Annotated in this window: 21 protein-coding genes and 1 pseudogene; 10 read left to right on the top strand and 12 right to left on the bottom strand. The window is 73.3% G+C overall.

Going from position 1 to position 25,233, the window contains the following annotated elements:
• Nucleotides 1–7 precede the first annotated feature (7 nt).
• The 3 genes from V1L54_RS24000 to metG all read right to left on the bottom strand — a co-directional run bounded on the left by V1L54_RS24000 (nt 8) and on the right by metG (nt 4,438).
• Complete coding sequence (locus tag V1L54_RS24000) at nt 8–673, bottom strand: hypothetical protein (protein ID WP_330120185.1); 666 nt, start codon at nt 671–673, stop codon at nt 8–10.
• A gap of 957 nt (nt 674–1,630) precedes the next feature.
• The gene (locus V1L54_RS23995; protein WP_330120184.1) at nt 1,631–2,737 is read right to left on the bottom strand and encodes a helix-turn-helix domain-containing protein; all 1,107 of its coding nucleotides are present in this window, start codon (nt 2,735–2,737) and stop codon (nt 1,631–1,633) included.
• Between the two features lie 84 nt (nt 2,738–2,821).
• Nucleotides 2,822–4,438 (bottom strand): methionine--tRNA ligase, encoded by a 1,617-nt coding sequence (metG, locus tag V1L54_RS23990; RefSeq protein WP_330120183.1) that lies wholly within the window; start codon nt 4,436–4,438, stop codon nt 2,822–2,824.
• Nucleotides 4,439–4,628: 190 nt separating this feature from the next.
• Here metG and V1L54_RS23985 point away from each other — a divergent pair, with 190 nt between their 5' ends.
• From V1L54_RS23985 to V1L54_RS23970, 4 genes are all read left to right on the top strand, one after another.
• Nucleotides 4,629–5,444, top strand: coding sequence for an ABC transporter ATP-binding protein (locus tag V1L54_RS23985; protein ID WP_330120211.1), 816 nt, complete (start codon nt 4,629–4,631; stop codon nt 5,442–5,444).
• Nucleotides 5,444–8,068 (top strand): ABC transporter permease, encoded by a 2,625-nt coding sequence (locus V1L54_RS23980; RefSeq protein ID WP_330120182.1) that lies wholly within the window; start codon nt 5,444–5,446, stop codon nt 8,066–8,068. Before V1L54_RS23985 ends, V1L54_RS23980 begins: the two co-directional genes overlap by 1 nt.
• Before the next feature lie 178 nt (nt 8,069–8,246).
• Nucleotides 8,247–10,325, top strand: coding sequence for a PhoX family protein (locus V1L54_RS23975; protein ID WP_330120181.1), 2,079 nt, complete (start codon nt 8,247–8,249; stop codon nt 10,323–10,325).
• Nucleotides 10,326–10,575: 250 nt separating this feature from the next.
• Nucleotides 10,576–10,839, top strand: a complete 264-nt coding sequence (locus V1L54_RS23970) for a GlsB/YeaQ/YmgE family stress response membrane protein (RefSeq protein ID WP_330120180.1) — start codon at nt 10,576–10,578, stop codon at nt 10,837–10,839.
• Nucleotides 10,840–10,982: 143 nt separating this feature from the next.
• Here the strand turns inward: V1L54_RS23970 and V1L54_RS23965 are convergent, their stop codons facing one another.
• Nucleotides 10,983–11,180 (bottom strand): hypothetical protein, encoded by a 198-nt coding sequence (locus tag V1L54_RS23965; RefSeq protein WP_443076773.1) that lies wholly within the window; start codon nt 11,178–11,180, stop codon nt 10,983–10,985.
• A 480-nt stretch (nt 11,181–11,660) separates the two neighbouring features.
• Between V1L54_RS23965 and V1L54_RS23960 the strand changes: the two genes are divergently transcribed.
• Entirely contained in the window at nt 11,661–11,990 is a 330-nt protein-coding gene (locus V1L54_RS23960; RefSeq protein ID WP_330120178.1) for a hypothetical protein, read from the top strand.
• 231 nt (nt 11,991–12,221) lie between these two features.
• Nucleotides 12,222–12,572, top strand: coding sequence for a nuclear transport factor 2 family protein (locus tag V1L54_RS23955; protein ID WP_330120177.1), 351 nt, complete (start codon nt 12,222–12,224; stop codon nt 12,570–12,572).
• 133 nt (nt 12,573–12,705) lie between these two features.
• On the opposite strand, the gene V1L54_RS23950 is transcribed toward V1L54_RS23955, so the two are convergent.
• Together V1L54_RS23950 and V1L54_RS23945 are read right to left on the bottom strand one after the other, a co-directional pair.
• The gene (locus V1L54_RS23950; protein WP_330120176.1) at nt 12,706–13,374 is read right to left on the bottom strand and encodes a permease prefix domain 1-containing protein; all 669 of its coding nucleotides are present in this window, start codon (nt 13,372–13,374) and stop codon (nt 12,706–12,708) included.
• The gene (locus V1L54_RS23945) at nt 13,371–13,724 is read right to left on the bottom strand and encodes a PadR family transcriptional regulator (RefSeq protein WP_330120175.1); all 354 of its coding nucleotides are present in this window, start codon (nt 13,722–13,724) and stop codon (nt 13,371–13,373) included. The genes V1L54_RS23950 and V1L54_RS23945 overlap by 4 nt, the downstream gene beginning before the upstream one ends.
• A gap of 84 nt (nt 13,725–13,808) precedes the next feature.
• On the opposite strand from V1L54_RS23945, the gene V1L54_RS23940 reads away from it, so the two are divergent.
• The 3 genes from V1L54_RS23940 (at nt 13,809) to V1L54_RS23930 (ending at nt 17,502) form a co-directional block, all read left to right on the top strand.
• Nucleotides 13,809–14,291: a hypothetical protein gene (locus V1L54_RS23940; protein ID WP_330120174.1), complete on the top strand. Its 483-nt coding sequence runs from the start codon at nt 13,809–13,811 to the stop codon at nt 14,289–14,291.
• Between the two features lie 5 nt (nt 14,292–14,296).
• Nucleotides 14,297–14,566 (top strand): DUF3817 domain-containing protein, encoded by a 270-nt coding sequence (locus V1L54_RS23935; protein WP_330120210.1) that lies wholly within the window; start codon nt 14,297–14,299, stop codon nt 14,564–14,566.
• A gap of 1,256 nt (nt 14,567–15,822) precedes the next feature.
• Complete coding sequence (locus V1L54_RS23930) at nt 15,823–17,502, top strand: glucuronyl esterase domain-containing protein (protein WP_330120173.1); 1,680 nt, start codon at nt 15,823–15,825, stop codon at nt 17,500–17,502.
• 60 nt (nt 17,503–17,562) lie between these two features.
• On the opposite strand, the gene V1L54_RS23925 is transcribed toward V1L54_RS23930, so the two are convergent.
• The 4 genes from V1L54_RS23925 to V1L54_RS23910 form a co-directional block, all read right to left on the bottom strand.
• Nucleotides 17,563–18,753: a cytochrome P450 gene (locus V1L54_RS23925; RefSeq protein WP_443076769.1), complete on the bottom strand. Its 1,191-nt coding sequence runs from the start codon at nt 18,751–18,753 to the stop codon at nt 17,563–17,565.
• A 55-nt stretch (nt 18,754–18,808) separates the two neighbouring features.
• Nucleotides 18,809–20,314, bottom strand: coding sequence for an alpha/beta hydrolase (locus V1L54_RS23920; RefSeq protein ID WP_330120171.1), 1,506 nt, complete (start codon nt 20,312–20,314; stop codon nt 18,809–18,811).
• Nucleotides 20,315–20,440: 126 nt separating this feature from the next.
• On the bottom strand, nt 20,441–20,584 hold the full coding sequence (locus V1L54_RS23915) for a hypothetical protein (RefSeq protein ID WP_330120170.1): 144 nt from the start codon (nt 20,582–20,584) through the stop codon (nt 20,441–20,443).
• A gap of 99 nt (nt 20,585–20,683) precedes the next feature.
• Nucleotides 20,684–22,507: a PA14 domain-containing protein gene (locus V1L54_RS23910; protein ID WP_330120169.1), complete on the bottom strand. Its 1,824-nt coding sequence runs from the start codon at nt 22,505–22,507 to the stop codon at nt 20,684–20,686.
• 148 nt (nt 22,508–22,655) lie between these two features.
• Here V1L54_RS23910 and V1L54_RS23905 point away from each other — a divergent pair, with 148 nt between their 5' ends.
• A complete protein-coding gene (locus tag V1L54_RS23905) occupies nt 22,656–23,405 on the top strand; it encodes an MBL fold metallo-hydrolase (RefSeq protein WP_330120168.1) in 750 nt (249 codons plus the stop codon).
• Between the two features lie 78 nt (nt 23,406–23,483).
• Here V1L54_RS23905 and V1L54_RS23900 read toward each other — a convergent pair whose 3' ends face one another.
• Together V1L54_RS23900 and V1L54_RS23895 are read right to left on the bottom strand one after the other, a co-directional pair.
• Nucleotides 23,484–24,320, bottom strand: a complete 837-nt coding sequence (locus V1L54_RS23900) for an alpha/beta fold hydrolase (RefSeq protein ID WP_330120167.1) — start codon at nt 24,318–24,320, stop codon at nt 23,484–23,486.
• Between the two features lie 65 nt (nt 24,321–24,385).
• Nucleotides 24,386–25,009: pseudogene (locus tag V1L54_RS23895) on the bottom strand (alpha/beta fold hydrolase); the annotation flags it as partial.
• Nucleotides 25,010–25,233 lie beyond the last annotated feature (224 nt).

Here is a 25,233-nt window from a genome sequence, read left to right as displayed (position 1 = left end):
TTTCCCCCTAGTACATGGAGTTGATGTTGTCCCGGTTGTTGGAGCCGAGCCCCGTTCCCGCTCCGACCGGGGTCACCATGCAGCCCAGCCTGCTGTCCGTCTTGGACAGCGCCGGGTACGCCTGGTTCCCGTGCAGCAGTCCGACGGCGTGTCCCGTCTCGTGGCACGAGAGGCCGCGCGTGTAGTGGCCGTTGCCGCGGATGCGGACGTACTGCTGGTCGCACTCCAGGGCGTCGTTGTCGACGGCGTCGTTGCACCAGGTGACCCCGTCCGCACTGGACGGAAGGTTGGTCGAACCCTCCTGGTAGACCACGTCCGTCTCGGCGTTGCCGGAGAACGCCGGTGACGAGTCGTAGGAGACCGACAGGTCCGTGGGCGCGTAGTCGTTGTTCATGGTGCTGCGGACGGCGGTCCTGTCCGGGCTCTCCAGCTCGTAGGTGCCGCTGCTGTCCATGTAGTAGGTGAGCTGCGAGTTGTCGGTCAGGCAGGTGACGTCCCCGTCGCCGCCGTCGGGATCGTTGCTGCACGTCCCCCAGGCGTTCGAGGTGGGGAAGATGTTGTCGGTCACCGCGGCCCAGGCGGTTCCGGCTCCGACCCCCACCGTGAGCACCACGGCGCTGAACGCGAGTCCGCCCGCTGTCCGCCGGCGGCCCCGGTCCGATCCTCTCGGCACGGTTGTCCTCCTTCGTGTCGCTTCGACGGCACGGACACGAGCCGTCGTACGGGTGTTCGACTCTAGGGGGGTCGGGGCGTGTCGGCATCGCCTTAATTCACAAGCGGAACAGGCGAGTTGGATTTCCGGGGCGGGTGCGTGAGGTGCCGGAGCTGCGACTGTCGTGTACGCGTGCCCGGCCCCGGCCGAACCGCTGGGCCGGGCCGGCGGAGGTCACACTCCCGGTGCTGTTGCTCTTTCGGTGCCGTCGACGTGGTACGGCCCGCGCGCACGGCGGAGTTCCCCGCCCGCCTCGGCGGCGGCCCGAAGGGCCCAGGCCGGGACGGCTCCGGGCTCACGGTGTCCCGGTCGGCCGATCCTGTCCGGCGCCGCGCACCACGGCGTCCTCGCCGCCCCGTCTGCCGGGGACGGTCGTCCCGTTCCCGGGCGCCGGCGGGTGGAGGACACGGCCCGGCGTCGGTGGCGCCGGAGCAGTCGGCCGATCCGGTCGGCGGACGCGGCGACGACGACCGCGTGTCGCGGCCCGGGCACGGCCGGGTGGTGGGCAGGGCTCACCGGTGCGCTCTCCCCCGCTCCGTTCACTCCGCGAAGTGGCCGGACTCGCCCGCCTTGACGCCGAGGGGGAACGCTTCGGGCCTGGCGGGCGTGGTGACGACGACCTTGCCGGGGTTGTTGCCCCCATGGGGATGCGGTCGCCGTCCCGGGCGATGGTGATCTCTTTCAGCCCGTCGACGTGCACCGTTTCCAGCCAGTCCAGCCCGGCCACGGGCAGTCGGTGATGGCTGATCTCGTCGATGACCGCGGCCGTGGTGACGTGCCGCTGGGGTGTACCTCGCCACTGGGCCGCGATGTCCGCCAGGAGATCGATCTTGTCTGCCTTGACTGCGTGGAGGAGCGGTGAGGTGTCCCGGACGAGTACCTGTCCGTGCGGAGTGGTGTCCGCTCCGGAAGTTTCTGTCACGGCAGACAGTCCTCCTGCCCCCGGCCGGGAAGGTCTTCTTCCGTGATCGCCCCGTAGAGCAACCCGACAGCGCGTGACGCCGTGATCGCACCACCGCTCCACGCGGACAGTGCGGCGCGTCGCCACTGCGCCCCTGTCGTCCCTTCTGCGAGGTCGGGCTCCGGCTCGTTGCCGCACAGGGCCAGGAAGTCACCCTTGACGGGGGTGTCCGCCTTGAGTCGCCGGGCGGTCGTGCCGTCGACGAGATTCAGTTGACGAGCACGCGCCACGATGGCGGACCACGAGAGGCGGTACGAGGCCGCGACCCTGATCAGCGTCGACCGGGGTGCCTCGTCATCGCTTGTCCCTGTGTCCCAGGCGTGACGGAGGTCGGCTTCCGGCAGCAGGAACTCCCCTGTAAACCGGTTGATGCACTGCTCGCGCTCGTCCCGGTTCGCAGCGACCCCCGCATCACTGTGGTACTCGTCCTGCAGGAGGTGGTGTCCCAGTTCGTGGGCAGCGGTCCAGCGGAGCCGCCCCGGCGGAAAGCGGCCGCTGATGACGGCCACACCGTATCCGTCCAGCAGCAGGGAAGCTCCCTCCGCGGCCTCGTCCACCACGGTCAGGTACAGGCCCAACCGCTCCAGTACGTCCGCGAGTGCTCCGAGCGGTCCGGAGGGAACTCCGGCGGCCGACCGGGCCGCACGCGCCAGCTGGAGGGGATCCACTTTCCCGGCCCCCCGCGCGACTCGGGGGTCCGGCTCGGGCGGAACGAGGAAACCGTGCTCGACCAGCCACTGGGCGTTGCGCGCGTGTTCCTCCAGCCGGGCGTCCAGCCGATAGCGCTCACGCGACGAGGCGTCGGCGTTCGGCTCCAGCGCGGTGCGCCGGGAGACGAGGGCGGCCGGCGGTCGGGAGACCAGGTGCGCGGGCGACACCTTCAGTATTTCCGCGAGCCGGAACAGCTCCAGGGCGGTGATGCGCCGCTCTCCGGCCTCCATGCGCACCACCGCGGTGCGGTCCACACGCATGCGTTTGGCCAGTTCGCCCTGGCTCAGTCCTGCGGCCTCACGAGCCTCGGCGACTCGTTCGCCGATCTCGTTCCAGCTCTGCGCGGTCTCCATGTGTGTGATTTTCGCACACCCTCGGCGCCGCGCACCCCCTTGTGCGTACACAGGGGGTGCGGCGCCGCGAAGGCCGGGCGCGCCCTACGCGTCCTTCGGCTCCTCCAGGCGCGGGAAGAGCACCGCGCCCTTCGTCACCGTCGAGCCCGCCGGGAGCTGCCCCCAGCGGGCGGCGTCCTGGACGCGCTGTTCGGCCAGGGGGCCCAGGGCGGCTTCCGCGCCCAGGGAGTCCCACAGCAGGCCGGAGGTGCGCGGCATCACCGGGTTGAGCAGGACGGCGCAGGCGCGCAGCGACTCGGCGGCGGTGTAGAGGATCGTCGCCAGCCGCTCCTGCGCCTCGGGGGAGGTGTCCTTGGCGACCTTCCACGGCTGCTGCTCGGTGAGGTAGCCGTTGACCTGCTTGACGAAGTCGAAGACCGCCAGGATGCCGCCGGAGAAGTCCAGCTCGTCGCCGATGCGCCGGTCGGCCTCGGCGACGGCCTTCGCCAGGCCGTCCCGGACCGCCTGCTCGGCCTCGCCCGCGCCCTTCGCCTCCGGCAGCAGGCCGTCGAAGTACTTGTTGACCATCGCCGCCACGCGCGAGGCGAGGTTGCCGTAGTCGTTGGCCAGCTCGCTGGTGTAGCGGACGGAGAAGTCCTCCCAGGAGAAGGAGCCGTCCTGGCCGAACTGGATGCCGCGCAGGAAGTACCAGCGGTAGGCGTCCACACCGAAGTGCCCGGTGAGGTCCTGCGGCTTGATGCCCGTCAGGTTGGACTTGCTCATCTTCTCGCCGCCGACCATCAGCCAGCCGTGCGCGACGACCTTCCCCGGCAGCGGCAGGCCCTGCGCCATCAGCATCGCGGGCCAGATCACCGCGTGGAAGCGGAGGATGTCCTTGCCGACCAGGTGCACGTCCGCGGGGAAGGTCTCCTCGAACTTCGCCTGGTCGGAGCCGTAGCCGACGGCGGTGGCGTAGTTCAGCAGGGCGTCGATCCACACGTAGATGACGTGCTTGTCGTCCCAGGGGACCTTCACGCCCCAGTCGAAGGTGGAGCGGGAGATCGACAGGTCCTCCAGGCCCCGGCGGACGAAGCTCACCACCTCGTTGCGCGCCGACTCGGGCTGGATGAACTCCGGGTGCCGCTCGTAGTGCTCCAGCAGCTTCGGCCCGTACTCGGAGAGCCGGAAGAAGTAGTTCTCCTCCTTGAGGATGTCCACCGGCTTCTTGTGGACCGGGCAGAGCTTCTGGCCCGCCCACTCCCCCTCGCCGTCCAGCAGGTCGCCGGGGGCCTTGTACTCCTCGCAGCCCACGCAGTACGGGCCCTCGTAGGAGCCCTGGTAGATCTCGCCCTTGTCGTACAGGTCCTGCACGAACTCCCGGACGCGGGCGGTGTGCCGCTCCTGCGTGGTGCGGATGAAGTCGTCGTTGGCGATCTCCAGGTGCTCCCAGAGGGGCTTCCACGCCTCCTCCACGAGCCTGTCGCACCACTCCTGGGGGGAGACCCCGTTCGCCTCGGCGGTGCGCATGACCTTCTGACCGTGCTCGTCCGTGCCGGTGAGGTACCACACCTTCTCGCCGCGCTGGCGGTGCCAGCGCGTGAGCACGTCGCCCGCGACGGTCGTGTAGGCGTGGCCCAGGTGCGGAGCGTCGTTGACGTAGTAGATGGGGGTCGTGACGTAGAACGCCTTCGCCCCCTGCTGCTCTTCTCCAGTGGCCGCCATGGGAGAAATCCTAACGGTCCGCACCTCGCCGGATCGCCCGTATATCGGCCGCACACCGTCCGCGCGGGACGGAGGCGGACGGCCGGGGGTGGTGCAGGCTGTACCCGCGATCCGCCGTCTGGGCCCATGGGCGGGCACCCCGCGGATTCCTAGGGTCGAGTACATGACCACCAGGGATCGGGGAGCGACCATGAGCAGGGAAGACGCCACCGCGGGCGGGGGCGCCGGGGGAGCCGGGCGGGGCGGGTGGGCGCTGCGGCTGACGGACGTGCACCGCCGCTACGGGAAGGGCGACGCGGCCGTCGCCGCCCTCGACGGGGTGAGCGCCGGCTTCGCGCCCGGCACCTTCACCGCCCTCATGGGCCCCTCCGGCTCCGGCAAGTCCACCTTCCTGCACTGCGCCGCCGGGCTGGACCGGCCCACCTCCGGACGGGTCGAGCTGGCGGGGCGGGACCTGGCCGCGATGAGCGAGACCGAACTGACGAAGCTGCGCCGCGAGCGGATCGGCTTCGTCTTCCAGGCCTTCAACCTGCTGCCCGCGCTCACCGTCGAGCAGAACGTGACCCTGCCGCTGCGGTTCTCCGGCCGCCGCGCCGACCGCGAGCTGGTCGCCGAGACGCTGGCGCGGGTCGGCCTCGCCGACCGGGCCCGCCACCTGCCCGCCCAGCTCTCCGGCGGCCAGCAGCAGCGCGTCGCCATCGCCCGCGCGCTGGTCGTGCGGCCCGCCGTGCTCTTCGGCGACGAGCCGACCGGCGCGCTGGACACCCGTACCGCCGCCGAGGTGCTCACCCTGCTGCGGACCGCGGTGGACCGGGCGGGGCAGACGGTGGTGATGGTCACCCACGACCCGGTGGCCGCCTCGTACGCCGACCGGGTGCTGTTCCTGGCCGACGGGCGGCTGGTGGACGAGATGCGCGCCCCGACCGCCGACGCGGTCGCCGAGCGCATGACCTCCCTGGGCGCCTGGGGCGAGCAGGCGCGGCAGCGGGCGGGGGGTGCGTTCTGATGCTCGACCTGGCACTGCGGATGCTGCGGCACCACAGGAGCGCGAACGTCGCCACCTTCCTGGCACTGCTCGTCGGCACCGCCATCGTGATGGCCTGCGGCGGGCTGATGGAGACCGGGCTGCGCGGCGACGCGGACCCGAAGCGGCTGGTCCGGGCGGACGTGGTGGTGGTCGGGGACCGCTCCTACCGGCCGCCGGTCGAGCGGTCGGCCGCCTCGGAGGGCGAGCTCGGGGAGTCTTTCGCGGCGGACCTCGAGGGCTTCGGCGAGACGGTCGTGCTGCCCGAGCGGGTGCCGGTGGACGACCGGGCCGCCGGCGCGGTGCGGTCGGTCGGGGGAGCGGGAGCGGTCGTCGCCGAGCACACCGTCGAGGCCGCCCTGCTGGACGGCGCGAAGGGCGCGGCGGAACTGACCGGCCTCGGCTGGTCGTCGGCCGCCCTGACCCCGTACGAGCTGGTCCCCGGCGGCCGGGCGCCCGGCGCGTCCGGCGAGGTGGTGCTGGACGCCCGTACCGCCCGCGCCCAGGGCGTGCGCGCCGGTGACGAGGTGCGGATCGCGGCGCGGGGCACCTCGGACGTCTACCGGGTGAGCGGCCTCGCCGAGCCCGCCGCCGGTGACGCGCCGGAAGGAACCGCCTTCTTCACCGACGCGCACGCCGCCGCACTGTCGCCCGCCGTGTCCGCCGTCGCGGTGGTCGCGGCGGACGGCACCGACCCCGGCGCGCTCGCGGACCGGATCGCCGACGCGCTCGGCGGGCTGTCCGGCGCCGCGCCGGTGACGGTGCTCACCGGCGGTGAGCGCGGCCAGGCGGAGGACCTGTCGGTGCTCTCCAGCGGAACGAACCTGATCGCGCTGGCCGGTTCCTTCGGCGGACTGGTCACCATGATCGCGGTCTTCACCGTCTCCGCCACCATCGGGCTGTCGGTGCGGCAGCGGCAGCGGGAGTTCGCGCTGCTGCGGGCGACCGGCGGCACCCCGGGCCAGCTCCGCCGGATGCTGCTCGGCGAGACGCTGCTGGTGGCGGTCCCCGCCGCCGCGCTGGCGATGGTCGCGGGACCGCTGCTGGGCGAGTGGCTGTACGGCCGGCTGGTCGGCCTGGGGATGGCCTCGGACGCGGTCGGGTACCGGCTGGGCTGGCTCCCGGCGGTGGCGGCGGCCGGCGCGCTGCTGCTCACCGCGGTGCTGGGCGGCTGGCTGGGCGCGCGGCGCGCGGTGCGGGTCCGGCCGGTGGAGGCGCTCGCCGAGGCGTCGCTCCAGCGGCGCTGGGCGGGGCCGTGGCGGATCGGCTCCGGGATCGTCTGCCTGATCGTCCCCGTCGTCCTGGGCGTGCTCAGCCTGGTGCTGGGCCAGGGGATGGTCGGGGCCGTGGCCGCGGGCCCGGCGGTGTTCGTCATGGTCGTCGGCCTGGCGCTGCTGGGCCCGGCCGTCACCCGGTGGGCGCTGCGGCTGCTGGACGGGCCGGTGCGGTTGCTGACCGGTGTCGGCGGCGGACTGGCCCTGCTCAACGCGCACGCCCGCCGTATCCGGATGGCGGCCGTCGTCGTGCCGGTCATGCTGGCCACCGGCGTGACCGTCGGCAACGTCTACATCCAGACCACCCAGGTCCAGGCGGGCAAGGACGCCTTCACCCGCAACCTGCGCGCCGACGCCGTGGTGGGCACCGCGGCGGGCGGGGTGACGCCTGAGCTGCTGGAGTCCGTGCGGCGGGTCGAGGGCGTGGCCGCGGCCGGTGCGTACGTCACCACCGTCGGCCATGTCGAGAAGCCCCTACCCGGCGAGCTGGACGAGCTCACCACCGGCATGGGGGAACTGCCGCTCCAGGGCGTCAGCCCCGAGGCGGCGGAGCGGACCACGGCCGTCACCGTCACCGAGGGCAGCCTGGCGGAGCTGCGCGGCCGTACGGTCGCGTTGCCCGAGGTGGTCGCCGGGAGCATGGAGCGCGGTGTGGGCGACACGATCCGGGTGCGGCTGGGCGACCGCGCCGCCGTGGACCTGGAGATCGTCGCCCTCTTCGAGAACCGGCGGGGCGGCCAGGCCGCCCTCGCCCCGGCCGGCCTGCTCGCCGGGCACACCACGGGCGGGCAGCCGCAGCAGATCCTGGTGCGCACCGCGGAGGGGGTGCCGGACGAGCGGATCACCGCGAACCTCGCCGCCCTGGCCGAGGACCACCCCGGACTCGTCGTCGCCGACCGGGCCGCCCTGATCGAGGAGAACACCCGGCAGCTGGAGACCCAGGCATGGGTCAACTACCTGGCGGCGGCCATGATCGCCGGATACACCGCACTGGCCTTCGTCAACACCCTGGTGGTCTCGGTGAACGACCGGCGCCGCGAGTTCGGTCTCCAGCGGCTGTCCGGCGCCACCCGCGCCCAGGTGCTGCGGATGATGACCGTCGAGGCCCTGCTGACGGTGGCGATCGGGGCGGGACTCGGCACCGTCGCCGCGCTGACCTCGCTGGTCCCGTTCAGCTTCGCGCTGACGGGCAGCCCGGTGCCGGCCGGCCCGGTGTGGGTCTACGGGCTGGTGGTGGGGACGGCCGCGGTGCTCACCCTGGCCGCCACCCTGGTGCCCACCTGGAAGGCGCTGCGGGTCCGGCCGGCCGCCGCGGCGGCGGTCGCCGACTGAGCCGCCGGCCGGATCACCGACCGAGCGCCACGGCACGTACCCGGGCCGTAAGGATGGTTGCCCACGTCAACCATCCTTACGGCCCCGGCCCCCTCCCGTTCACCGAGCGGTCGTCCCCCGTCACATCCGCGCCCATACCGTCCTGAGCTGCACGGACATGGGAAACACGGAGGGGACCATGCGCAAGCTGCTGCCGCTGATCGGTTCGCACCCGGGCGGGAGATCCGCCCTCACCTGCCGCTACCGCTGCGGCGACGCCTGCTTCCACGAGGTGCCCAACACCAGCGGCAACGAGTACGCGGGCGACATCATCGCCGAGGCCCTCTCCCGCCGCTCGGTGCTGCGCGCCGCCGGAGCGGCCGGTGTGGCGGCCGCCGCCGGAGCGGCCGTGCTCGGCCAGGCGGACCCCGCGGCCGCGGCCGTCCCGGGACACGGCAGGGGCTGGGACAAGGGGCGCGGGAAGAACCGGCCCGCGCGCGGTCTGCGCTTCACGCCCGTCGCGCCGAACACCGCCGACGCGGTGACCGTCCCCGAGGGCTACGCCCAGAACGTCGTCATCCGCTGGGGCGACCCCATCCTGCGCGGCGCCCCCGCCTTCGACCCGGCCCGCCAGAGCGCCGAGGCGCAGGCCGGGCAGTTCGGCTACAACAACGACTACCTCACCCTGCTGCCGCTGCCCGGCGAGCACGGCCGGCAGGTCCTGTTCGCCAACCACGAGTACACCGACGAACAGTTGATGTTCCCCGGGTACGACGAGGACAACCCCACCCGCGAGCAGGTCGAGATCGCCTGGGCCGCGCACGGCCTGTCCGTCGTGGTGGTGCAGGAGGAGCGCCGCACCGGCCGCCTCACCGCCGTCCCCCGCCACCACCTCAACCGCCGCTTCACCGCCACCAGCGCCTTCCGCCTCACCGGCCCGGCCGCGGGCAGCCCCCTGCTGCGGACCTCCGCCGACCGCACCGGCCGGAAGGTGCTGGGCACCCTCAACAACTGCGCGGGCGGCACCACCCCCTGGGGCACGGCGCTGTCCGCCGAGGAGAACTTCAACCAGTACTTCGCCAACGCCGACGCCGTCACCGACCCGGACACCAGGGCGCGGCTGAAGCGCTACGGCATGACCGGCGGCGCCTCGGACCGCAAGTGGGAGCGGTTCGACGACCGCTTCGACCTGTCCAAGGAGCCCAACGAGGCCAACCGCTTCGGCTGGGTCGTCGAGGTCGACCCGTACGACCCGCACTCCGTCCCGCGCAAGCGCACCGCGCTCGGCCGCTTCAAGCACGAGGCCGCCCAGCCGCGGCTGACCGCCGACGGCCGCCCGGTGGTCTACATGGGCGACGACGAGCGCTTCGACTACTTCTACAAGTTCGTCTCCAGCCGGCGGATGATGCGCGGCAACAGCCGCCGCGCCCGCGAGCACAACCTCACCCTGCTCGACGAGGGCACCCTGTACGTCGCGAAGCTGACCGGCGACAGCCCAGCCGACCAGACCTTCGGCGCCGGGGACCTCCCCTCCGACGGCGAGTTCGACGGCACCGGCCGGTGGATCCCGCTGGCCACCGGCGACGTCTCGCACGTCCCCGGCATGACGGCCGAGGAGGTCTACGTCTTCACCCGGCTGGCCGCCGACAAGGTCGGCGCCACCAAGATGGACCGCCCCGAGGACGTCGAGCCCAGCCCGCGCACCGGCCGCGTCTACGTCGCGCTGACCAACAACACCCGTCGCGGCACGGACGGCAACCCGCTCGCGGACGAGGCCAACCCGCGCAACGCCAACAAGCACGGCCACGTCCTGGAGCTGACCGAGCGCCGGAGCGACCCGGCCGCGGAGAGCTTCGCCTGGCGGCTGTTCCTGGTCTGCGGTGACCCGGAGGACCCCGCCACCTACTTCGCCGGCTTCCCCAAGGACCGGGTCAGCCCGATCTCCTGCCCGGACAACCTCGCCTTCGACGACCACGGCAACCTGTGGATCTCCACCGACGGCAACGCGCTGGGCACGCACGACGGCCTGTTCGGCGTCGCCACCACCGGCGAACGGCGCGGTGAGGTACGGCAGTTCCTGACGGTGCCCACCGGTGCCGAGACCTGCGGCCCGATCGTCCAGGACCGCCGGGTGCTGGTCGCCGTCCAGCACCCGGGCGAGGTGGACGGCGCCAGCTACGAGCGGCCCGCCTCCGCCTGGCCCGACGGACCGGGCCGGGCCGTCCGCCCGTCGGTCGTCGCCGTCTGGCGCCGGGACGGCCGGGACATCGGCGTCTGACACCCCCCTTCCGTCCCTCCCCGCCGCTCCCTCCCCTCTCGTACGGGCGTGTCCCCCCGTACGGACGCCGCCGCCCGCCCGTTCCCGGGCGGGCGGCGGCGCTTCGCGCGCACGGGCCCGTACGGGGGTGCGGCGCCCGGCCGGAGAGCCCGCTGACCTGGTGAGAACGCCGCCCTTGACATGTCCTCGGTATGCATGCTTCCGGACCGGGAAGGAGGAAACCAAGCAACCGTCCCGAAAAGGTGAAGTCATGGAGATTACCGGCATCATTACCGCGATCATCATCGGTATCGTGATCGGTGTGCTGGGACGCCTGGTCGTACCGGGACGTCAGCGGGTGGGCGTGCTGCTCACCATCGCCGTCGGTATCGTCGCGGCTCTGATCGGTACGTTCATCGCCGCCGGCCTCGGTGTCGCCAGCACCGCGGGTGTCGACTGGATCGAGCTGCTGATCCAGATCGGGCTGGCCGCGGTCGGTGTCGCCGCCGTGGACCGCGCCAAGGTGCGTGCCTGACGTCCCGCAGTCCCGTGCACCGGTAACCCCCCACGCCTTCCCCCGCCTCCGGCGGGTGCCCGGCCCGGCAGGGCGGCCTCGACGGCCCCTGCCGGGCCCTCGGCTGTCCGGGACCGGAGCGTCCCGCCCCGGCCGGACGTCCCTCAGCCGGTGTGGTGGTCGCGCTGGACGACGGCCGCGTGCTCCAGCACGTCCTCCATGGGGTCGTCGATCTGCCCGGTCGAGATCAGTGCCATCTTGGGCCCGTTGTGCGACCCGGTGTGCGTCTCGTCGGCCCACGCCGCCCCGGCCGGCGACACGACCGCCGCGACGGCTCCCGCCGCCACGGCGCAGCCGCGCATCCAGTTCCTCCGCATCGTCCCTCTCCCGATCTCCGGGCTTCTCCCGGTCCGGCCTGTTCCGTTCCGGCGGCCCGCCGGTATGGATATCCGTCGATCCGGCCAGAAGTTACGGCCGTACGGCCGTGAATCGCCCGGAACGGTTCCCGGACCGGCCGGACGGTGCGACCCTCCGGTGTCCGCTGACCGCCCGCCGGGGTACTGGCGTGTTCTCCCGGTATTTCCGAGCGGCAGCCATCCGTCCCGGGGTTTCCTGACTTCCCTGCGGAACGCTGTTGGCGGAATGCGCTCGGGCGGTTTCGTGGAGCGGCCCGGTGGCGTGCCGGACCGGTTTCAGGCGTTCGGGGCTTGGCGATGCCGCGCCTGACGACAGCCGTGCGGAGACAGCGGATGCCGGAGCGGGAGGACTTCACGCGGCGCTGCGAACCGCTCCGGCAGCGGCAGCGCCGGGTCCTGTCCAACGCCTGAGCCCCGACCGCCGGGATGACCGACTGGCTGCGCGCCGTCACCGAGTGGAACCCGATCAGCACCGTCGCCGCCGCCTGCCGCGAGCTGTCCGGCGGCGAGGCCGCCGCGGCGAACGACGTCCCGGGCGCCGCCTGGCCGGTGGCGCATCCCGTGGTGGCGGCGGTCGGCCGGGCGGTGCTGCTGCTGGCGTCCTCGTCCCGCTCGCCGTACGCCGCCACGCCCGCGGCGCGGACGGCCGCTGAGGGACGGGGGAGGAGACGCGGACGGCCCGCCCGGGGGGTGGAGGCGGGCCGTCCGCCGCATGGGGTCGAGCGGGCTCGCGCGCCCGGGTGGCCCTCGTTGTGAATTGTGGACGCTGGAGCTCCCCCGGCCCGCGTTTTCGGTGTGCTTTAACCCGAAAGAGGGCGGGCAGGGGCGCGGTGGCGGCGGGTGTTCGAGGGCGGCACCGGCGGGCGGGGCCGAATTCTCCGCCCGAACCGATGAGTTGTGCGGCGCGCGGTGATCGAAGTGGGAGAGGGTGGTAACAGTGGTCCGGCTGCTCGCCCACCCTGCCGGGCCAGGAACGGAGGCACCCGTATGTCCACCCGCAAGGCCGTCGTCGAGAAGTACCTCGAGGGGTTCCGCCGCGGTGACCACGACATGGTCCTGTCCTGCCTCACGGACGACGTGGTGTGGGACATGTACGGCTACACCACGCTGCAGGGCAGGAGGGCCTTCGCCGCCGAGATCGACAACGAGGCCTTCACGGGGCACCCCACGATCACGGTCGACAGCCTGGTCGAGGAGGGCGACACCGTCGTCGCCGCCGGTGGGGGCAGCGCGGTGCGGAAGGACGGCGGTGTGCTGCGCTTCCGCTTCGCGGACGTCTTCCACTTCGACGGCGATCTCGTCGGCCGTCTGGAGACGTACCAGGTCAACCTCGACTGAGCGGGCCCGGGGCGCGTGTCCGGGCTGCGCCCGGGGTGCGTGGGTGCGGGTTCTGTGGGCGCTGGGGCCGGTGCCAGTCCGGAACGGTCGCCCCTCCCCGTCCCCTCCCGCCCGTCGCCCGGCTGCGGCCCGGTCACCCGGTGCGGACGCACTGGCGGCAGGCGCGGGCGGAGGCCGCCACCACGGTGTGCGACACGGCGGCGAGGGCGCCGGTGAACGCCACCAGCGGCCAGTTGGCGGCCAGCGGCGAGGACACGAAGAGCGCGAGCGCGGACAGGCCCAGAGTCACGCCGGTCGCGGTGCCGGCCCACGCGGTCGCCCGCGGCAGCCGGTGCGCCGTGGACAGCCGGGCGGGCAACCGGCGGGCGAGGGCGCCGGTGGCGGCCAGCGCCGCCGCCGCGAGCAGCGCGGCCCCGGCGGCGGCCCCGGCCAGGGGCAGGGCCAGGAACCGCGCCTCGGGCGGCAGTTGGACCCCTTGGCCGGTGACCAGGAACAGCCACCAGCAGGCGGCCAGGAACGGCGCGGTCAGGGCGACGGCCCGCGCGGTGTGCCGGACCTGGACGACGGTCAGCTCCCGCTGACAGGACGGCGCCACCTCCTCGACGGTGCCGAACTCGGCAACGGCCCGCCGGACGGCGAGCCGTTGCGGCAGCCCCTCGGCGGCGTACGCCGCCACCGTGTCCGCGAGACCCTCCCGCAGCTCCGCGACCAGCCGTGCGCGGGCCCGCGCCGGGCCGTACAGGGCCGCCGCCAGTTCGGCGGCGTACGCCTCGACGTCCTCCACTTCTCCGGTCGGCCTCATGCGGTGGCCCGGCCCGGCCGTACGGGTGCGGGGGCCGGGTTCAGCACGGAGCCGATCGCCGCCGTGAACTCGCGCCAGGCCGCCCGCTCCCCGTCCAGGGCGCGCCGTCCGGCGTCGGTGAGCTCGTAGCGGCGGCGGCGCCGCTCACCGACGGAGTCCCAGGTGCTGCGCAGCAGTCCGGTCCGCTCCAGCCGGTTCAGTGCGGGGTAGACCGTGCCGGTGCGCAGTTCGAGCGTGCCGGAGCTGCGCTGCTGGACCGCGGTGATGATCGCGTAGCCGTGCAGCGGCCCCGGCTCGAGCACGGCCAGCAGCAGACCGTCCAGGTGTCCTCGTACCGCATCCGCCTTCATGAGTGGGCAGCCTACACAAAGGTTTTGTAGGCATGGTATCTATTGGCAGGCAATGTATTTGTCGTCGGTACGGGAGAGTCCGCGATGACCAAGTTCCTGCTGTCCGTGCACGTCCTCGCGGCGATCCTGGTGGTCGGGCCGATCGCCGTGGCCGCCTCGCTGTTCCCGCGTTACGCGCGGCAGTCGGCGTCCGGGGGCGGGGATTCGGGGGAGCGGGACGCCGGGGTCGCCGTGCTCCTGCACCGGATCTGCCGGAGTTACGCCGTCGTCGGCGTCGCCGTCCCGGTCTTCGGGATCGCCACGGGTGCGCGGCTCGGTGTCCTCACCGACGCCTGGCTGCTCGTCTCGATGGTGCTGACCGCGCTCGCCGCGGCTCTGCTGGTGGTGGCGATCGTGCCCGGGCAGCGGCGGATGCTCGCGCCGTCGGCGGGTGCGGGCGGTGGGGCCGATGTGGCCGTACGTCCGGCGGCGGCCCGGCTGGCCATGCTCACCGGCGTCTTCAACATCCTGTGGGCGATCGTCGTCGTCCTGATGATCGTCCGGCCCGGCTCCACCACGGGAGCGTGAGCGTGATGCGTGTGCTGCGGATCGCCGCCGGCGCCGAGGCCGCTTCGCTGGCCGTCCTGCTGCTCAACCTGTTCACCGTCCACGCGGAGCCGGTCAGCTCGCTGATGGGTCCGCTGCACGGCATGGCCTATCTGGTCACCATCATCGCCGTCTGGCAGGTGACGACCGCCGCCGACCCGGCGGCCCGCTGGTACTCCCTCGTGCCCGGGGCCGGGGGGCTGCTCGCCCTGCGCCGTGTTGGGAGGGGCACGGGGGTGCCGGAGGCGGGGCGGTGATGTGCCCTGGGCGGGTCCGGGGTCCGGGGTGCGGGGTGCGGGGTGCGGGTGGGGTGCGTGCTGGGGTCGGGGCCAGTCCGGGGCGACCATTCCGGACGGCATGATTTACGGCCGTGATCGTGTCACGTCTCCTCACCCGCTCATTGGCCGCAAATCACGCTTGAGTGTCCGGAACGGTCGCCCCTCCCCGTCCCCTCCCCGCCGTCGCCGGGTGCGCCCCGTCGTGCCTGCGGTCCTCCACGCCCACCGGCTCGTGCACGTCGTGTGACGCCCCTGGCCGTGGCCGGACGGCCACTCGCTCCTGGTGGCGAGGGTGACCGGGACGTGCCGCGGTGCGGGCCGGGTTGCCGGCCGTGCACCCGCACCTGTGAGGGCGGCCGAGGCGCTGCTCGTCCCGGTGTGCGGGGGTGTCCCCTGGCGGAGCCGGGGTGGCTTGCGGGCACGTTCGGCGGGCCGGTCCGTGCCGACCCCCGATCCGGGCGACCATCTCGGGAGCGGACTCGATCCGGGAGTGGGCCCGGTCCGGGGTGTACGGGATGCGGCCAGGTGACCGTCTCGGGAATGAGCCCGGTCTGAAGCGTGCAAGGGATGGGGCCCGCAGTCGGGCGACGGCGGGAGGGGACGGGGAGGGGTGACCGTTCCGGACACTCAAGCGTGATTTGCGGCCGATGAGTGAGCAACAGAGCGTGACACGTCCACGGCCGTAAATCATGCCGTCCGGAATGGTCGCCCCGGACTGGCCCCGACCCCCGCACGCACCCCGTGCACCCCCACCCCTGTGGGTGCGGAAGGGAAGGGCGTGAAGCGGTTCCCCGTGGGGCTCCGGCCGGTACGGTAAGCACCGGCTTCGCCTGAAACGTGTTCCGGAAGAGTTGCTGTGATGTACCGGAAAGTGGCCGGAAGTTTCCATCGGGTGGTGGTGTGAGGGGTGAGCCGCAGGGTCGGTTTTCCCTGTTCTGACCGGCTGTGGCGGGCGCTGTGGCTGTCGGTGGGGGTGTGAAAAAGGTCAACCTGAGGTGGTCGTTGTTCTACAGGTTGTCAGGTGTGAGGCCGCGTTCTTAGCCTGGGAGCGCTCCCGAGCCTGGCCCGGAACTCCGCGATCCGCACGACACCCCACCGACTCGCTCGTTTCTCCGCCGCCGGTTCGGCACACCCCCCGCAAACCGGCGTGCACCGGCGAGTGGACGGCTTCCTGCCGGTCGTGGCAGGGGGTTGGTCCGGCCGACCGCACGCCTTCACGATGGAGGTCCCCCCACATGCGCTCCCACAGACATCGGCCCTGGACATGGGCGGCCGCGGCCTTCGTGACCGTCGCGAGCCTGACCGTCACCACCCTCGGTGGTGCACAGGCGGACAACATTGAAACCTTCCAAACCGCCGCCGCGCTGGCTGATCCTCCGGTGGAGGACGAGGGCGCGGACTGCCGGGTGGGCCAGGGCGGGTCGGCCAACACCTCGATGCTGCCCGACCCGTTCACCAAGATGGACGGCACGCGCGTGACCACCAAGGAGGACTGGCGGTGCCGGCGCGCGGAGATCAAGGAGCTGGCCGAGCGGACCGTCTACGGTGACAAGCCCGCCAAGCCCGACAGCGTCACCGGCACGGTCTCCTCCTCCCGGATCACCGTCAACGTCAGCCACCAGGGCCGCACCGCCAGCTTCTCGGCGAACGTGCAGCTGCCCAGCGGCTCCGGCCCGCACCCGGCGGTGATCGTCTACGGCGGGTTCGGCGCGGACACCGCCACCATCCGCAACTCCGGCGCGGCCGTCATCAGCTACGACCCCTTCGCGGTCGGGCAGGAGGGCACCGGGCGCAACAACAAGTCCGGTGCGTTCTACAGCATCTACGGCGCCCAGAGCGGCACCGGGCTGCTGGGGGCCTGGGCCTGGGGCGTCAGCCGGATCATCGATGTCATCGAGTCCTCCGGCGGCAGTGTGCTGCGGGCGGACGCCACCGGGGTGACCGGCTGCTCGCGCTACGGCAAGGGCGCCTTCGTGGCCGGCGCGTTCGACCAGCGCATCGCGCTGACCATGCCGATCGAGTCCGGCAGCGGCGGGGTGGGCGCCTTCCGCTCCATCGCGCGCGAGAGCGGCGCGCAGCCGCTGAGCAGCGCCTACGGCGAGCAGCCCTGGCTGGGGGACGCGTTCGGCTCCTACACCGGCAACCCCAACTCGCTGCCGGTGGACACCCACGAGGTGGTGGGCATGATCGCGCCGCGCGGTCTGCTCATCATGGACAACCCGCACGTGGAGTGGCTGGGCGCCCAGTCCGGAGCGGTGGCGGCGCTGGGCGGCGCGGAGGTCTACAAGGCCCTGGGCGCGCAGCAGAACATCAGCTACTGGTCCGACGTCAGCGACGGCACGCACTGCGCCAACCGCAGCGAGTGGCGCGGCCCGATCCAGCAGAGCATCCAGAAGTTCCTGCTGAACACCGGCAGCGCCCCGGGCGTCTTCCGGATCTCCGCCAAGAAGTCCGCCAACCTCTCCCAGTGGCGCAACTGGCAGACCCCCACCCTCACCGACGGCGGCGGCAACGGCGGCACCACCGCCGGGAACAACGGCGGGACCACCGCCGGGAACAACGGCGGTGGTGACAACGGTGGGACGACCGCCGGGAACAACGGCGGGAGCGGCAACGCCACCTGTACGGCCACCCTGGAGGAGTCGCAGCGCTGGGGCGACCGCTTCAACGTCCAGGCCACCGTGCGGGCCGGTTCCACCTCCATCAGCAACTGGACGGTGAACCTCCAGCTCAACGGCGGACAGTCGATCCAGAACTCCTGGAGCGCCTCCTTCTCCACCAGCGGCAGCAACATGACCGTGCGGCCCAGCGGCAACGGCACACTGGCGGCGGGAGCCTCCACCGGCTTCGGCTTCACCGTGATGGCCAACGGCAACTGGAACCTGCCCCGCGTGGTGGGCTGCACCGCCTCCTAGCCCGGCCTCGTACACCCGGTGGCGCGGCGGCTCGAAGCCGTCGCGCCACCGGCGCGTCCGTCAGGAGCGGTCGGCCGTGACGGTCAGACCGCGGATCTCGTAGCCGTCGATCGCGTCGTTGTAGGCGACGCGGGGCGGGGCGGCCATACGGATGCCGGGCAGGGCGAACAGCCGGGTCAGGAGCGTGTCGGTGGCCAGGACGGCGATGCCCGCGCCGGGGCAGCGGTGCGGGCCGTCGCCGAAGGACAGGCCCGCGCCGATCTCCCGGCCGGGACGGACAGACAGCGGGCAGGGGCCGGTGGCGGCCGGGTCGGTGTTGGCGTCGGCCAGATGGATCTCGACCGGTGCGCCGGCGGGGACGGTGACCGGTGCTCCGCCGCCGTCCAGGCCGAGGGCGGCCGTCGTGCGGCGCTTGAGCCGGGACACCACCGGTTCCAGGCGGAGGATCTCGTGCAGCAGGGCGAGGCGTCCGGCCTCGCCGGCGGTGCGGTACGTCTCCAGCAGGGCCTCGTCGGCGAGCAGGTGCCAGGCCGCGACGGAGACGAACTCGCGGGTGGTGACCATGCCCGCGGCGGCGAACGTGAGGCACTCGCCGAGGATCTCGGCGTCCGTGCAGCCCTCGTCGATCAGATGCGAGATCAGGTCGTCCCGGCGCGCGCGGCGGTGGGCGCGTACGGCCGGGCGGACGTCGGCGAGGTGGACGGCGAGCCAGGAGGTGTTCAGCCGGACGAGCCAGTAGAGCCCGGAGGGTCTGGTCAGACCGGGTCTGCCGAACTTCTCGGGGAAGAAGCGCTCCAGCCGCCGGCGGATGCCGGGTCTGCTGTGGGTGAGGCCGATGACGGTGCTCACCGTCTCGATCGCCATGCCGAAGCCCAGGTCGCGGAGTTCGGCCCGGCCGGTGGCCCGGAGCGCGGCGAGCTGGGTGTCGGCGGCTCGGGCCATCGTCTCGCGGTGGCGCTCGTCCACCCGGCGGGGGGTGAAGAAGCGGGCGGTCTGCCGCCGGTGCTCCCGGTGCTCGGGGCCGTCGCGGTACAGCACGGGGCGCCGGACGCCGGGGGGCAGCTTCTCCACGGTCTCGATGCCCAGGCCCGCCTGCACGGTGTCGGTGCTGCGCAGCACCTGCCGGGCCTGCGCGTGGCCGTGGACGTGCCAGGTGCCGTCGCCGGCCCGGACGACCGGGCAGGCGGGGCGGGGGCCGCCGGACAAGGCCCGGCGGGCGTCGTGGCTGTCGCTGTCGCCGCTCATGCCCATGCACTGCCCGGCCGCGCGGGGGCGGCAATCCTCCGCTCCCGCACGGCCGGGCCGGTCAGCCGCCGGAGGCGGGGCAGAAGGTGTCGTGGGACGGACGGTCGCCGGTGGTCAGGAAGCCAGTGACCAGCGCGTCCCCGCAGGCGTTGCCGTTGCGGGTGTAGGACACGTGGCCCGTCTCGTCCACGGTGACCATCCGCACCCGGTCGCCCAGGGCGCGGCGCATGCGCAGGGCGCCGTGGTGCGGGGTGGCCGGGTCGCGGAGGTTCTGCACCAGCAGGATGTTCGACGGACCGCGGGAAGTGATCCGCACCGGCGGCTCCTGCGGCCGGTCGTGCCAGAACGCGCACGGGGTGATGTTGACCGGCATGCCGGCCGTGAGCGGATGGCGCAGGCGGCTGACCGCCACGTCCCGGGCGTAGCCGGCCGGGTCGGTCGGCCAGGCGACGTCGTTGCAGATGGTGGCGGCGGACGCGGCGGTGGTGTTCTGCACCACCTCCTCCGGTGCGGTGGGTGGTGCGGGCAGCGGTCCTCCGCCGCGGGCGGCCTCGATCAGCCGGGCCAGGGCGGGGAAGCGGTCGGTGGAGTACAGGCCGTCCAGGAGGGCCTGGCGCAGCACGTTCCCGTTCAGCTCGGCCGGGTTGGCGCCCGGCCAGGGGACGGGTTCGCGGTCCAGGCGCCGGGCGAGGCCGAGGAAGAGGGCGCGGACCTGCCGGGGGGTGCCGGCCAGGCGGTGGGGGTTGCCGGGGTCGGACGCCCAGCGGGCGAAGACGGGGAAGGAGTCGGCCACGCCCACCGCCTGGTTGGCGAGCCAGCCGCGGACCACACGGCGCGGGTCGGGGTCGCCGGCGCTGTCCAGCACGATCCGGTCGGTGCGGTGGGGGAAGAGCTGGGCGTAGACGGCACCGGCGTAGGCGCCGTAGGAGACGCCCCACGCGGAGATGCGCCGCTCGCCCAGCGCGTGCCGGATGCTGTCGATGTCGCGGGCCTCGTTGGCGGTGGTGATGCTGCGCAGCACCGGCCCGCCGTTCTCGGCGCAGGCGTCGGCGATCCGGCGGGCGGCCGCGGTGTTCCCCTCGATGCCGCCGCCGGGGGACGGCCAGGGGAGCAGCCGGACCGGGGCCAGGTCCGCGTGGGCGAGATCGCAGCCGACCGGGGTGGACCGGCCCACGCCCCGGGGGTCGAAACCGATGATGTCGTAGGCGTCGCGCACCTGCCGGGGCAGTCCCCGGGCGGCGGTGGACGGGCCGTTCAGGCCGGAGCCGCCGGGGCCGCCGGGGATGAGCAGCAGGCTGCCGCGGCGCTTTCCGGGGTGCTCGCTGCGCAGCCGGGACACGGCCAGGGAGATCTGCCGTCCACCGGGGTTCCGGTAGTCCAGGGGTACCCGCAGGGTGGCGCACTCCTGCCGGGGGTCCAGCCCCTCCCCGGCACACGGTCCCCAGGCCAGGGGCGCGGTGGGTGGTGCGGCCGCTCCGGCGGGCGGGGCGGGGAGGAGCACGGCGAGCAAGGCGGTCGCGGTGGCGGTGAGCGTGGCCGCGACCGTCCGGCGTCTGGTGGTCGTCATGCCCCACACCCTGGCCGCCGGGCGGAGGACTGGGCCATCGGGCAGGTTCCCGGAGCGTACGGGGGGTGGCCCCACCCTTCTGGGTGGGGCCACCCGGGGGCCGGTGCGCCCGGCCCCCGGGAGGGCTCAGGCCAGGTCGGGACGGATCCGCCAGGGGTACGCCGCGGCGGTCTCGGTGCCGTCGGCGAGGATGCCGACCACCCGGTAGTACGAGGTCTGACCGAGCGGCTGGGTCCGGTCGGGATGCGCGTAGTCCAGCGTGCCCGTCACCGCGGGCACGCTGGCCAGCGGTTCGTAGGCGCCGGTGGCGTGGTCGTACCGGCCGATCCGGTACTCCGTGATGCCGGCGCAGACCTCGCCCGCGCACCGTCAGCCGAGCCGGGAGGCGTCCTCGGAGGCCGTCCATCCGCCGTTGCGGTACAGCGGGCCCGTGCTCGGGGCGGTGTGCTCGGGCGGGGCGGTGTCCAGCTCGGTGGCTATGACGGTGGCGGCGGACGGGGCGTCGGGGGAGATCGTGTTGTCCCAGACGTCCTTGGCGGTCACCGCGTAGACGTACGTCTCGCCGTCCGGGACGTGGGGGCACAGGACGGCCAGCGGATCGTCGGCCCGGTCCGGGCACTGGCCCGTCCACCGCATCGTCCCGTCGCTCTGCCGCACGCCGAACATGCCGCGGTAGGAGGCGATGTCGTCGTCGGCCGGTGCCTCCCAGCGCAGGAGCATCCCGTCGGCGCGCGGGGTGGCGGTGAGGCCGGTGAGGGGGCGCGGCGCGACGCGGTCGGCGGTGGTGACGGTGGCCGGGGCGGAGGGGGCCGATTCGTTGCCCTCGCCGTCGGTGAGGGTGACGCCGTAGGTGTAGGCGGTGTCGAACTCCCAGTCGGTGTCGTAGCAGTGGAAGGAGTAGAAGCGGTCGGTGCCGACGGTCCGGACGGTGGGGTGGTCGGCGTCGGGGCACTCCGGGTGTGCCGCGTCCGCGCCGAGCGAGGTGCCCGGGGAGCGCAGCACGGTGAAGCGCGCGCCGTTGTCCAGTTCGTCGGAGGCGGGGTGCTCCGGAGTGCTCCAGGTGAGCAGCACGTCGCTCCGGCGGGGTACCGCCCGCAGGTCCAGGGGCGCGGCCGGGGGTGTGCGGTCCACGCCGTCGGTGGTGACGGACGCGGAGTACGCGCTGGGGTTCCCGGCCGGGTCGAAGGCGCGCACCGCGTAGGTGCGCTCCCCCACTCCGACGCCGTGGACGTACGAGGTGCCGGTGAGCCGCTTGAGGGCGGTGTACGCGCCGGCCGGGGTCCTCTCGTACAGCTCGTACGCGGCGGCGCCCGCCACGGGCCGCCAGCCGAGCACCGTGCCGTGGAGGTCGCCGTGGGCGGTGAGACCCGTGGGCGCGGCCGGGCCGGTGCGGTCCGGGGTGGTCACGGGCTTGTCCGCGGTGCCGGCCGACTCGTTGCCCGCCCTGTCGTGGGCGCGGATCTCGTAGTAGTAGGTCTCGCCGGTGGGGGGCGGGGTGTCGGTGTACGTGGTGGCGGTGGTGGTGGCCAGGGGTCTGCTGCCGTAGGCGGTGCCCTTGAGGCGCCGGTGGACGCGGTAGCCCGCGAGGTCCATCTCCTTGCTCTTCGCCCAGGTCAGCCTGGTCCTGCCGGCCGCGGCGTCGTACGCGACGGACACGCCCGTGGGGGTGAGCGGCCTCACCTTGTCGACGGAGGCCGCGGTCCGGGGTGCGTAGGCGAACTTGACGTTGGCGTGGCCGGTCCAGTTCACGTAGTCGACGCGGATGGTGTGCTTCCCGGCGGGGACGGTCAGGTTGACGGTCTTGGAGACGGTCGTCGAGACGTTCTTCCACAGGCTGATCCTGCGGACGCCGTCGACGTAGACGCGGATGCCGTCGCGCGAGGAGGCGGTGAGGGAGAACGGACCGCCGGAGCCGAAGTCGCGGGTGACGGTCCAGCGGACGGAGAAGTGGTTCCTGGGCAGGCCCGAGGCGGGGGCGCCGGTGCCCCAGTTCTCGTTGACGGCGGCGTCGCAGGCGGTCTTCCCCGGGGTGCCGGAGAGCGTGGTGTTCGCGAAGATCTGCCGCTTGTAGACGGGGGATGCGCAGGCCACGGCGGCTGCCGCGGGGCTGGGGGCGACGAACGGGCCGCCCGCGACGGCGGCGAGCACGGCGGCGGCGGTGAACATCGCCGGCCTGCCTCTGTATGGGTTCATGTGGTCCTTCGGTCCTGGTGACCGGCCATGGGGCGGCCGTCGGCGATCCCGACTCGTGACGGCGGCATTTGGTTGTATGGTCCATCAGGACCGCGGCCGGCGGCCCGGTCCGGGCGCTCGGCGGTGCGGGGCGGAGAGGGAGGAACGGATGCGGGAGCCGGAGACGGTGCGGGTCGGAGAGGGCGTCCACCTGGTGGCGGGCAGCAACACGAACTGGGTGATCGTCCGGGAGGGCGACGCGGTGACCCTGGTGGACACCGGTTACCCGGGGGACCGCGAGCTGCTGCTCGCCTCGCTGTCCGCTGTCGGGGCGGGACCGGAGGCGGTGGCGGCCGTGCTGATCACGCACGCCCACAACGACCACCTCGGCTCGGCGGAGTTCCTGCGCGCCCGGTACGGGACGCCGGTGCTGATGCACGAGGCCGAGGTGCCGCACGCCCGGCGGGACTTCCTGCACCAGGTCGGCGTCGGGCAGGTGCTGGCCAACGGCTGGCGTCCCGGGGTGGTGCCCTGGGCCGTGCACGCGCTGCGCTCCGGCGGTACGGCGAAGGTGCCGGTCGCCGCGCCGGAGGCGTTCCCGGCGGTGGGGGCGCTGGACCTGCCGGGCGGGCCGGTGCCGGTGCACACCCCCGGTCACACCGGCGGGCACTGCGCGTACCTGCTGCCGGAGGCGGGCGTGCTGGTCAGCGGGGACGCGCTGGTCAGCGGCCACCCCACGTCCCGGGTGCGGGGGCCGCAGCTGCTGCCGCGCATGTTCGACCACGACCGGGAACGCGCGGTGGCCTCCCTGGCCGTGCTGGAGCAGGTCGACGCCGAGGTGCTGCTGCCGGGCCACGGCCCGGTGCACCGGGGCCCGGTCCGCGCGGCGGCGCGGCGCGCCCGGGAGCTGGCGGGCTGAGCGGGCGGACACGCGGAAGCCCGCGGCCGGTGACCGGGGGCGGTGGTCACGGGCCGCGGGCCGTCGGGGGCGCGGGGCTCAGTCGGTGGCCAGGAACTTCAGCAGGGCGTCGGTGACCTCCCGGGCGTGGGTCCACAGCAGGCCGTGCGGGGCGCCCTCGATCTCGACGTACTCGGCGGCGGGGAGTGCCCGGTGGAACGGGCGGCCGGTGGCCTCGATCGGCAGGATGCGGTCACCGGTGCCGGCGACGATCAGCGCGGGGACGTCGACGCGGGGGATGTCCTCGCGGAAGTCGGTGGTCCAGGTGGGCACGCAGGCGGCGGAGGCGTGGAAGGAGGAGCGGGAGGCGGTGTTCCAGCTCGCCCGCACGGCCTCCTCGCTGATGCGGCTGCCGAGCGTCTCGTCCAGGTTGTAGAAGTTCTGGAAGAAGTCGCTGAAGTAGGCGTACCGGTCGGCGGTGACCGCCTCCAGGATGCCCTCGAAGACGCTGCCGTCGACGCCCTCGGGGTTGTCGTCGGTCTTGAGCAGGAAGGGCTCCAGGGGCGCCAGGAAGACGGCCTTGGCGACCCGCTCCGAGCCGTAGGAGCCGAGGTAGCGGGCGACCTCGCCGGTGCCCATCGAGAACCCGACCAGCACCGCGTCGTCGAGGTCCAGGGTCGTCATGACGGTGTTCAGGTCGGCGGCGAAGGTGTCGTAGTCGTAGCCGGTGGTGGGCTGGGAGGACTGGCCGAAGCCGCGGCGGTCGTAGGTGATGACGCGGTGGCCGGCCTTCAGCAGGGCCGGGATCTGCTTCTCCCAGGAGTGGCCGTCGAGCGGGTAGCCGTGGATGAGGACGACCGGCTGCCCGGTCCCGTGGTCCTCGTAGTACAGCTCGATGTCGGTGCTGTTCTCCTGGCCGACGGTGATGTACGGCATGGTGATCGTTCTCCTCGGTGGTGTGGTGTGTTCGTGGGATGTCACGGTGGGCGGGGGGCCCGGGTTCACCGGGTGCGGGCGGCGGCGTCGGTGATGACGCGGGTGACGGCGTCGGGGCGGGAGACGGACACCGCGTGGGAGGCTCCCCCGACCTCGGTGGTGCGGGAGCCGGCCCGCTCCGACATGAAGCGCTGGGCGGCCGGCGGGATGTTGCGGTCCTGGGTGGCGATCAGCGCCCAGGAGGGGATCGTCTTCCAGGCGGCCTCGGTGGACTTCTCCTTCAGTGCGGCGGCGGCGATGGGGCGCTGCCCGGCGGCCATCAGCCTTGCCTTGCCGACGGGCACGTCCGCGGCGAACTGCTGCCGGAACCTGTCCTGCTCGATGTAGAGGTCGGTGCCCTGCTGCCCGTCGGGCAGCGTGTGGGGCGCGGGGTCGAGGACGTCTCCCAGGGTGCTGCCGGGGAGCTTGTTCGACAACTCCAGTGAGGTCTCGCCGGTGTCCGGGAGGAAGGCTGCGATGTAGACCAGCGCTCTGACCTGGTCCTCCCGGCCCGCGGCGGCCTGGCTGATCACCGTGCCGCCGTAGGAGTGACAGACCAGGACCACCGGTCACTCGATGTTGTCCAGGACACCGCGCAGGTGGGCGGCGTCGCTCGCCGGGCCGCGCAGCGGGTTGGCGGCGGCCAGGAGGGCGAGGCGGCGGGGGTGCCGGCCGGAGAGGTGGCGTTCATCGTGTGCTCCTTCGTTTCCGGTGGGCCGGCGGGATGTTCCCGGGGCCCGGCGGGGGTCTTCCTCCGCCGGTCTCTCCCGGCGATGAGAGAAACATAGCGCTCGATTGAGTAGCGCACAACTTAAGTTCTTGCGATTTGATCGTGGGCGATCGCGTGAGGTGGGTTTATGTGGTTGTTCGGGGT

The sequence above is a fragment of the Streptomyces rubellus genome, assembly GCF_036323805.1.
In the GTDB taxonomy this organism is placed as follows: domain Bacteria; phylum Actinomycetota; class Actinomycetes; order Streptomycetales; family Streptomycetaceae; genus Streptomyces.
This window is presented reverse-complemented; position numbering and strand designations above follow the sequence as displayed.

What these genes read in the sequence shown, in the direction of transcription:
- V1L54_RS23925 (WP_443076769.1), bottom strand. Translation starts at nt 18,753, where the DNA reads ATGGGCATGAGCGGCGACAGCGACAGCCACGACGCCCGCCGGGCCTTG.
- V1L54_RS23905 (WP_330120168.1), top strand. Translation starts at nt 22,656, where the DNA reads ATGCGGGAGCCGGAGACGGTGCGGGTCGGAGAGGGCGTCCACCTGGTG.
- V1L54_RS23940 (WP_330120174.1), top strand. Translation starts at nt 13,809, where the DNA reads ATGACCAAGTTCCTGCTGTCCGTGCACGTCCTCGCGGCGATCCTGGTG.
- V1L54_RS23960 (WP_330120178.1), top strand. Translation starts at nt 11,661, where the DNA reads ATGACCGACTGGCTGCGCGCCGTCACCGAGTGGAACCCGATCAGCACC.
- V1L54_RS23985 (WP_330120211.1), top strand. Translation starts at nt 4,629, where the DNA reads ATGAGCAGGGAAGACGCCACCGCGGGCGGGGGCGCCGGGGGAGCCGGG.
- V1L54_RS23980 (WP_330120182.1), top strand. Translation starts at nt 5,444, where the DNA reads ATGCTCGACCTGGCACTGCGGATGCTGCGGCACCACAGGAGCGCGAAC.
- V1L54_RS23900 (WP_330120167.1), bottom strand. Translation starts at nt 24,320, where the DNA reads ATGCCGTACATCACCGTCGGCCAGGAGAACAGCACCGACATCGAGCTG.
- V1L54_RS23920 (WP_330120171.1), bottom strand. Translation starts at nt 20,314, where the DNA reads ATGACGACCACCAGACGCCGGACGGTCGCGGCCACGCTCACCGCCACC.
- V1L54_RS23930 (WP_330120173.1), top strand. Translation starts at nt 15,823, where the DNA reads ATGCGCTCCCACAGACATCGGCCCTGGACATGGGCGGCCGCGGCCTTC.
- V1L54_RS23910 (WP_330120169.1), bottom strand. Translation starts at nt 22,507, where the DNA reads ATGAACCCATACAGAGGCAGGCCGGCGATGTTCACCGCCGCCGCCGTG.
- metG (WP_330120183.1), bottom strand. Translation starts at nt 4,438, where the DNA reads ATGGCGGCCACTGGAGAAGAGCAGCAGGGGGCGAAGGCGTTCTACGTC.
- V1L54_RS23970 (WP_330120180.1), top strand. Translation starts at nt 10,576, where the DNA reads ATGGAGATTACCGGCATCATTACCGCGATCATCATCGGTATCGTGATC.
- V1L54_RS23945 (WP_330120175.1), bottom strand. Translation starts at nt 13,724, where the DNA reads ATGAAGGCGGATGCGGTACGAGGACACCTGGACGGTCTGCTGCTGGCC.
- V1L54_RS23975 (WP_330120181.1), top strand. Translation starts at nt 8,247, where the DNA reads ATGCGCAAGCTGCTGCCGCTGATCGGTTCGCACCCGGGCGGGAGATCC.
- V1L54_RS23955 (WP_330120177.1), top strand. Translation starts at nt 12,222, where the DNA reads ATGTCCACCCGCAAGGCCGTCGTCGAGAAGTACCTCGAGGGGTTCCGC.
- V1L54_RS23950 (WP_330120176.1), bottom strand. Translation starts at nt 13,374, where the DNA reads ATGAGGCCGACCGGAGAAGTGGAGGACGTCGAGGCGTACGCCGCCGAA.
- V1L54_RS23965 (WP_443076773.1), bottom strand. Translation starts at nt 11,180, where the DNA reads ATGCGCGGCTGCGCCGTGGCGGCGGGAGCCGTCGCGGCGGTCGTGTCG.
- V1L54_RS23995 (WP_330120184.1), bottom strand. Translation starts at nt 2,737, where the DNA reads ATGGAGACCGCGCAGAGCTGGAACGAGATCGGCGAACGAGTCGCCGAG.
- V1L54_RS23935 (WP_330120210.1), top strand. Translation starts at nt 14,297, where the DNA reads ATGCGTGTGCTGCGGATCGCCGCCGGCGCCGAGGCCGCTTCGCTGGCC.